Origin of the sequence: Halomonas sp. DN3, assembly GCF_024137905.1 — a bacterium.
In the GTDB taxonomy this organism is placed as follows: domain Bacteria; phylum Pseudomonadota; class Gammaproteobacteria; order Pseudomonadales; family Halomonadaceae; genus Halomonas; species Halomonas litopenaei.
The window spans coordinates 1,461,154-1,473,812 of the sequence record NZ_CP099965.1; the positions used below are offsets into that span (position 1 = coordinate 1,461,154).

A 12,659-nucleotide genomic window follows, 5' to 3' on the forward strand; every position below is an offset into this window, starting at 1 on the left:
AAAAGTCGACGAGCGAAGGTTAGACAAGGCAAAAATCGGTGAGAAAGCGCAGTTTACGTGGTGTAAATGAGCATTTTGATCCGATTTTTAACGCCGTATTACCGAGCGCAGACACTTTTCAGACAAGCCCTAGCAGGCAAGGTGCTTGGCGGGCCATTGCCAGGACACCGTTCGGGCACATCTACGCAGCAATCGACACTGGTTCCGGCATGGAGGCCCGGTAAAACTCACCGTCTTGATAGCTCGTAAAATACAAGATGGATGGGAGGAATCTTCTTTCCATATCGCTTCTTTTTTCGACGCTTTATCGCAGCTGCTTTGCCTGAAAAGTCGGTGAAGCAATGGTGGGGTAGGAAAGCGTAGAAACTGGGCTAGGCTGTTGTCTTTTCTTGTGCTGAAGTTCACAGGTGAGGATGCCTTATGCCACTTTTTACGATCTCCGGGCTTGACTCGTCGGCCTCTGCCGAGCTTGCCGTCACCTCGCATGCGCTGGCGACCTACTCGCAGGCAGACCGTGCGCTCGGGCTTCCCCTTGGACAGATGCTGGTGACTCTGGACAACATCGCAGGACCGGGGACCTTTTCAGCCAATCAGGTCACCAGTGGCCTGCCGGGTGGCTGGCGAGAAGTCTCGGCCAGCGAACTGGGGTTGCCATCCTCTCTGGTGGATGTCGATGGCTACATCACGCTTCAGAGCCCCTTGCTCGGCAATGTTTCCCGTGGCCCCCAGCTCAAGGTCCTGGCCGAGCAGGACGCCCTGGGCAACATCAGCCGCGTCAGCGTGTCCTATGCCGGTACCAATGCCCCGGTAGATATCGTCGACTACTCCTTTCTGAATTCCGGCAAGGAGATCGCGAAGACCATGGCGCCCGTGCTGTCCGGGGTGGCGTCGTTCATGGACCAGCATGGGCTTGAGGGTGATGACGCCATCATTACCGGCTACAGCCTGGGTGGGGCGCTGGCCAATATCCAGGCGCGTTTCTCGGATCAGTTGGCGGGTGGGTTCTTCGCTGACAGTCACTATCTTGGCCATGCGTCACCGCTGATCTTCGAAGCCGACAATGTGCTCAATATCGGTTTCGAGAACGACGTCATCCATCGTTTCGTCGGTGACCACGAGGATCTGAAGTCGGCGCTCGAGGGCTTCGATGGCTTTCTGGAGAACAGCGATGAGAACTACTCAAGCTCCGTGGACAATCTGGTGCTGTTCGATGCTGTCTACAGCAAGTCGCCCTGGCTGTTGGCCAGCGACAGCGGCCTGAATCCCTTCGCCTGGGGCGCGCATCTTGGTGGCATCACGTCGGACGCGGTCGCGCGCATTGTCTCCTCATCGTTTTATGAGCTGATGAGTCAGGACAGCGTAGTGGTGGTGTCCTCACTTGGTGCCGGTGGGCGCGCGATACACTGGGTGGGCGATATCGACTCGCCGACATCCAATCACGCGGGCGAGCCGGCCTTTATTGTCGGCAGTGTCTTTGACGACCTGCTGCGTGACGGCGCGTCCGATGATTACATCGAAGGCTTTGCCGGAGACGACGAGATCCGGGTCTCGACCGGCACCAACCAGGTCGAAGGGGGGCAGGGCACCGACACCCTGTTATTCGAGGGAGAGGCGGATGACTACGAGGTCTACCGGCTGGATGATGGGCGGATTGGCGTGTCCGGCCATGATTCCCTGACCCTGGCGGGCGGCATCGAGCGCATCGAGTTCGAGTATGGCGGCGGCTTTCGCGGTGCCGGTCCCGGCCTGCGCTACGTTATCGAAGACGATCGTCTGGAAGACGAGTTTCGATTCGATTGGTTCGATCGCGATATTGCCTTCGTCGATGCACCTCAGGACGGCCAAGGCGCCGAGTGGTGGAGGGAAGAGGTCGCGCTTGCCGATGCCGGCGATAGCGTCTTCTCGGCCGGGGCCCGTGACGACGCCCTTCACCTTGGTGACCTGTTCGATGACGAGGCTTCCGTCAGCGCTGAATCTTCTCGGGACTCGGGCGACGGCATCTTCGGCTGGCATGGTGGCGCCATGGCGCTGGCCGGACTCGAGGCTGCTGCCTCCTTTGTCGGATCGGCACTGAGTGGGCATGTGGAACTGCCGGAGGCATGGCAGGCGATTTAAGATCTGCAACAGGGCGCGGCTGGGGCCTGAAAGCGATTCCTCAGACCGTCCGCGTCCGTTTTCAGGCCATGAAGACACATCGGCCTGTTCAACAGCCCCCACGGCAAGCCCCTTGCGGTAGTTGTCCGCCCCCTGCACGCCGATGGCCAGGCAACGGCGCTCGAACACCATCCCCAACCCGTGCACGCCCAATACCGCCCGGTCCCCCGGGCGTCGTTGTTTGTGGCTTCAACTTTAGATGCAACGCCAGGACATGTTCACCAGCCGGAGATGTCGTCGTGATGTCGATCGGCTGGGCACACCATCGTGATGCTGGCGCGCCTCGGGCGGTGAGTACCGTATCGGGTTCTCACTTAGTGGGTTTTGATATTTTCAAAAATTATATCTGGATTGCGAATAACTGAATTGTACTGGTCTGTAGCCCCCATATTCTGGGGCATAACCAAGAAGGAGCCCCACCAAGGGTCGATTCCCCTCGGTGCAGATTAAATAAGTTTTATAAAGGGCCGATCCCCATGACCGCTATCGCTTCCCATCTCGTCGCTGGCCAGATCGGTGAACGTGCCTCTCCGGGCCATCAGCACGCCTGCCACCGTGCCTCCGGTGTGGCCAGTCGCCAGCTGACGCTGGCGCTCGATACAACAACACAGGAGACAAGTTGATGGCCAACACACCGCTGGACGAACCAAAGAAAGGGCCTCTGGACGGCGTGACGGTACTGGACTTCTCGCGGGTGCTTGCAGGGCCGTACTGCACCATGGTCCTGGCGGACCTTGGCGCTCGCGTCATCAAGGTCGAAAAGATCGGCACCGGTGACGATACACGAGAGTTCGGCCCCTTTGTCGAAAACGAAAGCGCCTACTTCAGCTGCTTCAACCGAAACAAGGAAAGCATCGTACTGGACATCAAGTCGCCGCGTGATCGCGAGTTGCTGGAGCGCCTGCTGGACGAGGCCGATGTGCTGGTGGAGAACTTCAGGCCCGGGGTCATGGAGCGTCTTGGCTATGGGCCGGAGCGTCTCGCCCAGACCCATCCTCACCTGATCTATTCCTCGATTTCAGGCTTCGGCCACACCGGCCCGTTCAGCGAGTTGCCAGGCTACGACATGGTGGTGCAGGCCATGGGCGGCGTGATGAGTCTGACCGGTTGGCCGGACGGTGAACCGGCCCGAGTCGGTACCAGCTTTGGCGACCTGAGCGCGGCCCTGTTTGCGGCGGTGGGCATCATCTCTTCGCTGTACAGCCGAACCAAGGACGCCCAGGGGACCCGTGTCGATATCGGCATGCTGGACTGCCAGGCGGCGATGATGGAAACGGCGCTGGCACGCTACGACATCGAAGGCGTCGTGCCGAATAGAACCGGTGACTGCCACCCGTCGCTGGCGCCCTTCGAAAGCTTCAAGGCCGAGGATGGCAAGCTGGTCATCGCCGCCGGCAACGACACCCTGTTTCTGCTGATGGCCGATGCCATCGGCGCCTCGCGACTGGCCTTCGATCCCCGGTTCATCACCAATGATCTTCGCTGCCAGAATCGCCCGGCGCTGGTGGAGGAGATGGAGCGCATCCTGACGACCAGGCCCGTGCAGCACTGGGTCGACCTGCTCAACGAGGAAGGCGTTCCCTGCTCACCGATCAACACCATCGACAAACTGCTCGATCATCCCCAGTTGAAGGCGAGAAACATGATCGTCCAGGTCCAGGGAAGCGCCGGGAAGCCCTTCAGGACGGCGGGCAACCCGATAAAGATGACCGGCAGGGTGGACCTTGGCAGCGACACACCGCTGGTGGCGCCAGGCCTGGGTCAACATCGACAGGCCATTCTCGATGAGTTGATGGCGCGTCACGGTTCCTATTGCCTGCCTTCCACGCCAGGGCAAGCCGGCAAGGCGCGGTCGGCCAAGGCCGGCGCGACATCCTCGGGGCAACGTCAAGGAGCCCAGAGCGATCAAGCAGCGATGGCCAGGCAAGACTCGCGCAAGGCGAGTGGCAGCGCCGCCACCCGGATAAAGGGTGGCCGGTCGGCCTCCGACAAACAGGGTCAAGAACCCGCTCGAGATCTGGGCAAGCGGGTCGGAAAACCATAGTCGTCAGACGCGTTTTTTCATCAGATGTACGCCGCTTGGCGATACCGGGTCGTGAATATCCGGTGGGGCGCGGCGCTGTCAGGTCGCATCACGGCCAGACGAAAAGGCGGCCGCAGGTGGGAGCGTGTCGAGCCGATACGCAGCTGGTTTACGGGTAACGTCAGGAGACAAGAGATGAACAAGAAAGTCGAAGAACAAACACAGAATGTCGCCTCGGAGGCGTCGCTTGAGGCAGGTAACGGTGAGCCAGAAATGATCGTGGTGGAACGCCGCGAACGGGTCGGGCTGATCATCCTGAATCGCCCGAAAAGCTTGAACGCACTCAATCGCCAACTGGCGGAAGAAACGCTCGCGGTACTGCGCGAGCTGGACGCCGACCCCGGCATCGGTGCCATCGTGATTACCGGCAACCCGAGAGCCTTCGCTGCCGGCGCCGATATCGAGGAGATGGCCGAGAAGTCGTTCACCGATTTCTACATGGATGACTTCCTGGCCCCCTGGGACGAGGTGCGCCAGATTTCCAAGCCCATCATCGCTGCGGTGGCCGGCTTTGCGCTGGGCGGAGGCTGCGAGCTGGCCCTGCTGTGCGACATGATCATCGCCTCAGACGATGCCCAGTTCGGGCAACCCGAGATCAAGCTGGGGATCCTGCCCGGCATCGGCGGCTCCCAGCGTCTGGCACGTTCGGTCGGCAAGGCGATGGCGATGGACCTGGTGCTGACCGGTCGCAACATCGGCGCCCAGGAGGCCAAGGAGATCGGTCTGGTGGCGCGAGTCGTGCCGAAGGATGAGCTGATGCAGACTGCCCTCGAGGCGGCGCACACCATCGCAGGCTACAACGCGCCAGCCGTCAAGATGGCCAAGCGAGCGGTCAACGCGGCCTTCGAGACCCCGCTGGCGGAAGGCCTGCGCCAGGAGCGTCTACTGTTCCAGGCGGCCTTTGCCACCGAGGGGCAGAAGGAAGGCATGAATGCCTTCGTCAAGAAGCGTGCGCCGGTCTTCCGCCATCGCTAGACGTCGGCCGAGCTCGCGACGAAAGACGACCAACAGCGTCGAATACAGAGCGTCAATCATTGACCGGGACAGGAGGGGTGGATGCCGTTTGTGACGATCAATCTAGTGAAAGGGAAGTCGAGAGACTACGTCAGGGCCGTGGCGGATCAGGTCAACGCCGCCGTCATCGATACCATGGGCTTCCCCGACGACGATCGCTACCAGGTGATCAATGAGTGCGAGCCGGAGAACCTGCAGTTGCAACGGCGTGATTCTGATCGCGTCATGATGCACCTGGTGATGCGAAGTGGCCGTCCGGACGCCGACAAGAAGGCGTTCTACGCCAGGGTCGTCGAGTCACTTGCCGAAAACCCCGGCATCCCCCCGCACAACGTCATGATCACCATCACCGAGAACCAGGACATCGACTGGTCGTTCAGGGATGGCGTGGCGCAGTTCTGCGAAGCCTGAAGACGGACGCGCCGAGACGACCATGGCCCGCGAATAGCGGGCCATTTTTTTAGGCGTAGAAAGCCAAGACGTGATGGCGGCGAAGGGGCGAGCCGCCCGGCATCGAGGTTGCCTGCCGAACAGGATGCGGGAGCCGAGGCTCTCAGTTTATGGGGCAGGCCTTGCCTTGGCCTGCCTGAGAATCGGGACAGAGGATTCACTGGTTATCGGGCGGTACGGCCTCGTTGAGCTGCTGGTGTCTTTGCCAGCGTTCGTGGGCCTCCTGCGAGTAGGTGCGCGAGGGGGTGCGTTCCATGCCTGCGCCAGCGGTACCCATACTGACCAGGCGCAGCAATGACGCCGTGGCCAGGATGACGATCAGCAGTGCCGGGAAGCCGCCCAGGTTGGACAGCATCTTGATGCCATCAACGCCGACGAAGCTGGTCATGATCCAGGCGACCGCACCGATGGTGCAGCCCCACAGGATCTTCAGCGGAAGACGGTAGCTGGCATTGTCATCGTTGCCATCGCCGGCGAGGGCGGCCTGGCTGTCGTTGCTGCATAGCTGGCTGATGGCCTCGGTGTTGGAATCTGCGGCGGTGACGTAGGAGAGAAAGGCAATTGTCAGAAAGGCGATGGCGCTGAGCCCACCCAGCGGCAGCTCGTCGAGGAGCGCGTAGACCATGGCCCCGGGACCGCTTTCCTGAAGCAGGGCATGCATGCTGCCGCCCGAGCTCAGATCCATGTGCAGGATGCTGCCGCTGGTGACAGAAACATAGGCAATGGCGAACAGTGCGGGGGCGACCAGGTTGATCAGCATGAATTGGCGCACCGTGTAGCCTCGCGAAATGCGACCGAGGAACAGCGCCGTGATGGGCGCCCACGCCATCCAGTTGGCCCAGTAGAAGATGCTCCAGTCCTTTGGCCAGGGGTCATCGGCCAGGGCGCCGGTAAACAGACTCTTTTCGATGAACTGGCCGAGATAGGCACCGCTGGACTCCACCCCGTAACCGAGGATGTCACGCGTCGGCCCGAACAGAAAGATGAAGGCCATGAAGGCGAAGAAGGCTCGAGCGTTGAGGGCTGACAGCACTGCGATACCGCGTTGCAGACCGCTGGCGGCGGAGGCTGTGAACACCGCCACGATCGCCAGGGTCACGATGCCCAGTGCCAGCGGCCCGGTTCCCGTGCCGAGGAAACGGTCGACACCACCGGCCAGGGTCATGGCGCCGGTGCCGAGTGACGACGCCATGCCACAGACCAGTGCAAACAGCGCCAGCGCATCCAGCAGGCGCCCGGGGCGACCAATAAGGCGATCGCCCAGGATAGGGGTGAACAGGGAACCCAGCGAGAAGGGCTTGCCCATGTTGTAGTGGGCGATGGCGAACATCACTGCCGGAACGGTATAGATGGCATAGGGCGTGAACGACCAGTGCAGGAACATGGTCGACAGCGAGAAGCGGGTCGCATCCAGGCTATTGGCGGTGATATCCAGCGACGCCGGAGGGTTATGCAGATGATAGAGCGGCTCGGCCGTCGACCAGAACATGATGCCTACCGCCACCGTGGTGCACAGGGTGATCGAGAACCAGCGCCACGGCGAGAGGATGGGAAGGGCGTTTTCGCCGCCGATCCGGGTTCGTCCCAGAGGGGACAGGAAGACGATCAGGCAAGTCATCACCATCACCAGTGAGGTAAGGGAGAACAGCCAGCCGACGTTGTCGAGAATGGCGCTGTTGAGGCCGCCGGTGACGTCCAGAAAACGCTCTAGATCGAGCATGCTGGCGGCGAGCGACAGAATCAGCAGGATGAAGGGGGGCCAGAAGACCAGAGGTCGCATCCGATGGAACATAGCGACTCCTTTTATTGTGGAGGCGAGGGCGAAGCCCTGGCAGGACGCCACGGGGCGACCTGCCAGAGTCAGTGGAGCGGGGAAGCCAGGCGTCGACGCACGACGGCGTGGTGCAAACTCGGCCGAGTTGGATCTGTGCCAGCCTTGTTGAACGACTGTGGGTCGAACTACTGGTAGGTGGCCTGGTCGGCACGGGTGGCGGCCAGGCGTTCTTCGTCCAGGTCAAGGCCGAGGCCGGGAGCCTCCGACAGCGTCAGCCATCCTTCCTTGTCTGCCAGTAGTGGGCTTGTCAGCGGGAAGTCGCGCTTTTCCGGTGTCCATTCCGGTGGGTCGAAGGGATACTCCAGATAGGGCGCGCCGGCCGGGCCGACAGCACCGGCGGTCAGGTGCAGGTTGGCAATGACGCCGATGCCGTTGCCCCAGGTATGTGGCGTGAACAGCTTGCCGGCGTCGACGATCTGACGGGCCAGGCGCGCCAACCCCAGCATGCCCACCGAGCAGACGGCGTCGGGCTGATAGACATCGAGGCATCCCTGACGCAGCATTTCAGTGAACTCGTAGGGTTCTCGTGTCATTTCGCCACCGGCGATGTGCAGCGAGGTCGCCTCGTTCAGTCTGGCCATACCCTCGTAGTCGCCGCGGTACAGAGGTTCCTCCATCCAGTAGACGCCCTGGTTCTCGAGCTCCCGGGCCACTTCCAGCGCCTGGGAAAACTGCCAGGGTGCCTTGACGTCCCAGGGCATGCGCCATCCCTGGTTGCAGTCGACCATCAGCTCCAGTGCATCGCCGACGGCACTGCGAACGGCGCCGAGCACGGCCAGATCCTCTTCCAGACGGGGACGCCCGAAGCGTAGCTTCAAGGCAGCAATGCCTGACGCCTTCACTTGTTCTGCCAGAGCGACCACCTCGTCGAGGGGACGATGGGTGCCGCTCGAGGCGTAGGCACGCAAACGGTTCGAGACACCGCCCATAAGGCGCCAGACCGGGGTCTCGAGGATCTTGCCGGCGAGGTCCCACAGGGCGACCTCCAGGGGCCAGCAGCGGCCAGCGTGGAAGCCGATGTTATCGATCACGCCAGCGTGGCGCTCCAGATCGAGTGGATCCTCGCCGATGAACAGATGACGAAAGTCATCGAAGCCGTACATCACATCCCCGGAGCCGATCCCTTCGCGTCCTTCGCTGTCGATCACCCGCACCAGGGTCGCCGGGAAACGACGGCGCGGTTGGCTGTCCCAGGCTGCGGGAAAGGGGGGATCAAGCTCGAACTGGTGATGGCTGATCTCGATGCGTGCAATTCGACACGCCTGGCCGGGGACGGTGAAGAGCGGGGTCTGCGTATCGTTGAGTCGCGGCGTCGTCATGCGAGTGCCTCCTGCGCTTCGGCGGACGAACCCTGCTGCAGACGCTGCCGGCGACGCTGGAAGCTGGTAACGGTGAGTTCCGCCAGGGTCTGCCAGTCATCACCTTCGGGTCGGCGTGCCGCGTTGTTGGCCATCGGTGCGTTGGCCTCGTCGCGCATCTCCTCGGCCAATCGCGAGGCGTCCATCTCGACGCCGGTAAACGGCGCGAGTGCCAGGTCGAAGGCACTGGCGTCGGCGAGTTCGCGGATCAGCGCCGGCAACTCCTCGGCACCGCTGCCAGGCAGCAGCGCATGGGCGCTGGGGGCGAAGATGGCTTCATGCCCGGTGACCGACCAGCCAAGCGTCGCCTCGACGGCGATCGCCACCGCCACTCCGTGGGGCAGATGGTAGAGGCTGCCCAGGGCATGACCGATGTTGTGGGCGATGCCGGTGCCGCCGTTGTCGATGGCCATGCCGGCGAGGCAGGCGGCTTCCTGAAGCTGTTGGCGAGCCTGGAGGTTGTGCGGGTCATGCACCGCCTCGGGCAACGAGGCACCAATCAGGCGAATGGCGGCCAGTGCCTGGCTTTCGATCAGCCGGTTGCGATTGCGGCCGGTGGTCGCCTCCAGGGCGTGGACGAAGGCGTCCAGGCCCGTCGCCGCGGTCAGCGGGGCAGGCAGCGAGCAAGTGAGTCGCGGGTCGAGCAGCACGGCATCGGGCAGCAGCTCGTCACCCCAGGCCCACATCTTGCGTCTGGTGTCGTCGGCCAGTATCGAGGTGCGGGTGACTTCACTCCCGGTTCCGGAGGTGGTGGGGACCATCACCGCCGGTGCCCTGCCACACCACGGGCTGCGGCCCAGCAGATACTGATCCATTTGTCCGGGGCTTCCCGCCAGAGCCGCCACCAGCTTGGCGATGTCCAGTGCGGTGCCGCCGCCGATGCCGATCACCAGCGGAGCGTCGAGCTCGCGGACCACCCGAGCCGCCTGGTCGACGGTCGCCACGGTAGGCTCGCCAGGAGGAGCTACGAAGCGGCTAAGCGCTGCATCCTGCTCCAGTTCGGCCACAAAGGGGGCGAGCACACCGCTGGCCTCGAGTCCGGCGTCGGTAATCAGCAGGTAGCGCTTGGCTGCGTGCTGTCGACGCAGCTCCGGGAGGCGAGATAGGCAGCCGGGGCCTGCGAAGACGGGAGCCTGGCGGCCGTTTGCGTAGTCCTGTCGCATGCTGGGCTCCTCAGATCTCGATCCAGGTGGTCTTGAGTTCGGTGTACTTGTCGAAGGCGTGAAGCGACTTGTCGCGGCCCTGTCCCGACTGCTTGAAGCCGCCGAAGGGCGCGTTGATGGAGGTGTGGTCATAGCAGTTGACCCACACGGTACCGGCGCGCAAGGCTCTGGCGGCGCGATGGCCGTCGCTCAACTTGTCGGTCCAGATAGCGGCGCCCAGACCGTAGTCGGTGTCATTGGCGATGGTGATGGCTTCATCGAGTGAATCCACGGTGAGCACCACCAGTACGGGACCAAAGATCTCCTCGCGGGCCACACGCATATCGTTGCTGACGTCATCCAGCACCGCCGGTGTCATGTAGTAGCCGCCGCTGTCACGGTGAACCCGTTCACCACCGAAGCGTAGCCGCGCGCCTTCCCGCTGGCCCTCGGCCAGGTAGTGCTGGACCTTTTCCAGCTGGGGCTGCTCGATCATGGCGCCGATCTGATTGGCGGGGTCGAGGGGATCGCCGGGTGCCAGCTTGCCGGCCCAGCTTTCCAGTCGTTCCAGCAGGGCTTCCTTGACCTCGCGGTCGACGATCAGTCGCGTGCCGGCGTGGCAGGTCTGGCCCTGGTTGTACCAGACGCCGTAGGCGACATACATCGCGATCTTGTCCAGATCCTCGACGTCACGAGTGACGATATGTGGGCTCTTGCCGCCGCACTCCAGGCCGACTCGCTTCATGTTGGATTCCGCCGAGTAGGCCAGAAACCGCTTGCCGATCTCGGTGGATCCGGTGAAGCCAACCGCATCGACGTCCATGTGGCGCCCCAGGGCTTCACCGGCCTCGTGGCCGAGTCCGGTGACGACCTGGAAGGCACCGTCGGGGATACCCGCCTCGGCGGCCAGCGCTGCAACCTTCAACGTCGCCAGGCTGGACTGCTCGGCGGGCTTCAGGATCAGGGAATTGCCTGCGCCTAGCGCCGGGCCGATCTTCCAGCCGGCGATGATCAAGGGGTAGTTCCAGGGCACTACCGCCGCGACCACGCCCACCGGCTCCCGGTCGATCATGCACACGCTGGAAGGTCCATTCGGGGCGGTCTCGCCGTAGAGCTTGTCGAGGGCTTCGGCGTAGTAGCGCAGACCACCGATCAGCCCAGGGACATCGACGCTGGTGGTCTGAGAGATGGGTTTGCCGGTCTCGAGGGTCTCGAGCAGTGCAATTTCGTCGGTGTGTTGCTCGATCAATTGCGCCCAGCGCAGCAGACAGGCCTTGCGCTCGGTGGGTGGCTGGTCGCGCCAGGTCCCCGCATTGAAAGTGTCACGGGCAATCGTGACGGCACGATCGACGTCTTCCGCCTGGCAGGCGGCGACGGCGACGAGGGATTCGCCGGTGGCGGGATTCTCGGCGGTGAAGGTCGCCCCACCGGCCGCGTCACAGAACTGACCGCCCAGGTAGGCCTGGTGCGGCAGGCTCAGGCTACTGGCCAGTTGCTGCCAGTCGGTCATTGAGCGCTCTGTCATCGTGTGAATCTCCCGAGGTCATGAACTGTAGTCGGCATCCTAGGCAGCAGCAGACGCTGCAACAAACGACCATTTTGCAGTCGCGCCATTCGTAAAAGTCATGAAGATCGGGGTATTCTTCGATTTTTTGTGCAGAATTGATGATTCGTCACGAGTTTTTCTAAGGGGAGCCCATGCAGCGTTCACTACCGCCACTCAACGCCCTCAAGGCCTTCGAGGCCGCCGCCCAGTGTCTGAGCTTTACCCAGGCAGCGACCCGCCTGTGTGTGACCCAGAGCGCCGTGAGCCGCCAGGTCAAGCTGCTCGAGGAGCAGCTCGGAGTGGCGCTGTTCGACCGAAGTGGCGGGCAATTGCGGTTGACCGCTGCAGGCAATCGGCTGCTGCCGGTACTCAGGCAGTCCTTTGATCGGATCGCCTGGACCGTCGGTGCGCTGGAGGACCAGCAGCAGTTATCCCACTTGAGGATCAATGTGCCGCCGACCTTTGCCAGTCGCTGGCTGGTGCCGCGGCTCGGTCGGCTGCACGCGCTGCACCCCTCGCTGGACCTGTCGATCACCACCCGATTCGAAGATGATCTGTTGAATCATGCCGAGATGGACGGCGTGATTCGCTTCGGTGCCGGCGAATGGCCGGAGCTCGACGCCGAGCTGCTGATGCAGGAATCCCATGTGGCGGTGTGTGCCCCGCAGTTGCTGGAGGGGCGGCGAGGGCGTGAGGTGGATCTGACTCGTCATACCCTGCTGCATGTACTTCGAGACGATGACCGTTTCCAGACCTGGCAGCACTGGCTGCGAGCGGCAGGCATCGAAGGCGTCGAGACAGATGGGGGGCTGGCCTTCGACGTCCTCGAGCTCGCCATCCAGGCGGCCATCAATGGCATCGGGGTGGCGGTGGCCGATCGACACATGATCGGCCGTGAATTGATGCGCGGGGATCTGGTGCAACTGCTGGACGTCGAGGTCACCGGCCATCAGTCCTACTGGCTGGTGACGCGTCAAGAGCAGCAGGATTCCACCAACATGGCGCTGTTTCGTCGCTGGTTGCGCCAGGAGATCAGCGATCCACCTGCCTGAGTGTGGCGTCGACGCTCACTGGAAAC

General features: G+C 62.7%; 10 protein-coding genes. 6 read left to right on the plus strand and 4 right to left on the minus strand.

Annotation, left to right across the window (positions count from 1 at the left end; all coding sequences use genetic code 11):
• Positions 1-420: 420 nt before the first annotated feature.
• From NKF27_RS06505 to NKF27_RS06525, 5 genes are all read left to right on the plus strand, one after another.
• A complete protein-coding gene (locus NKF27_RS06505; RefSeq protein ID WP_253555795.1) occupies positions 421-2,115 on the plus strand; it encodes a hypothetical protein in 1,695 nt (564 codons plus the stop codon).
• 515 nt (positions 2,116-2,630) lie between these two features.
• Complete coding sequence (locus tag NKF27_RS06510; RefSeq protein WP_156088600.1) at positions 2,631-2,777, plus strand: hypothetical protein; 147 nt, start codon at positions 2,631-2,633, stop codon at positions 2,775-2,777.
• On the plus strand, positions 2,777-4,198 hold the full coding sequence (locus NKF27_RS06515) for a CaiB/BaiF CoA-transferase family protein (RefSeq protein WP_253555796.1): 1,422 nt from the start codon (positions 2,777-2,779) through the stop codon (positions 4,196-4,198). The genes NKF27_RS06510 and NKF27_RS06515 overlap by 1 nt, the downstream gene beginning before the upstream one ends.
• A 252-nt stretch (positions 4,199-4,450) precedes the next feature.
• Complete coding sequence (locus NKF27_RS06520; RefSeq protein WP_045990964.1) at positions 4,451-5,212, plus strand: enoyl-CoA hydratase-related protein; 762 nt, start codon at positions 4,451-4,453, stop codon at positions 5,210-5,212.
• 81 nt (positions 5,213-5,293) lie between these two features.
• Positions 5,294-5,662 carry a tautomerase family protein gene (locus NKF27_RS06525; RefSeq protein ID WP_124802326.1) on the plus strand — a complete coding sequence of 123 codons (369 nt, stop codon included), beginning with the start codon at positions 5,294-5,296 and terminating at the stop codon, positions 5,660-5,662.
• Between the two features lie 196 nt (positions 5,663-5,858).
• On the opposite strand, the gene NKF27_RS06530 is transcribed toward NKF27_RS06525, so the two are convergent.
• The 4 genes from NKF27_RS06530 to NKF27_RS06545 form a co-directional block, all read right to left on the minus strand.
• Entirely contained in the window at positions 5,859-7,493 is a 1,635-nt protein-coding gene (locus NKF27_RS06530; RefSeq protein ID WP_253555797.1) for a BCCT family transporter, read from the minus strand.
• A gap of 167 nt (positions 7,494-7,660) precedes the next feature.
• Entirely contained in the window at positions 7,661-8,854 is a 1,194-nt protein-coding gene (locus NKF27_RS06535) for a mandelate racemase/muconate lactonizing enzyme family protein (protein WP_253555798.1), read from the minus strand.
• Positions 8,851-10,056, minus strand: coding sequence for an iron-containing alcohol dehydrogenase (locus tag NKF27_RS06540; protein WP_253555799.1), 1,206 nt, complete (start codon positions 10,054-10,056; stop codon positions 8,851-8,853). Before NKF27_RS06540 ends, NKF27_RS06535 begins: the two co-directional genes overlap by 4 nt.
• A gap of 10 nt (positions 10,057-10,066) precedes the next feature.
• Entirely contained in the window at positions 10,067-11,560 is a 1,494-nt protein-coding gene (locus NKF27_RS06545) for an aldehyde dehydrogenase (protein WP_253555800.1), read from the minus strand.
• Positions 11,561-11,733: 173 nt separating this feature from the next.
• On the opposite strand from NKF27_RS06545, the gene gcvA reads away from it, so the two are divergent.
• Positions 11,734-12,633: a transcriptional regulator GcvA gene (gcvA, locus tag NKF27_RS06550; protein WP_045990944.1), complete on the plus strand. Its 900-nt coding sequence runs from the start codon at positions 11,734-11,736 to the stop codon at positions 12,631-12,633.
• Positions 12,634-12,659 lie beyond the last annotated feature (26 nt).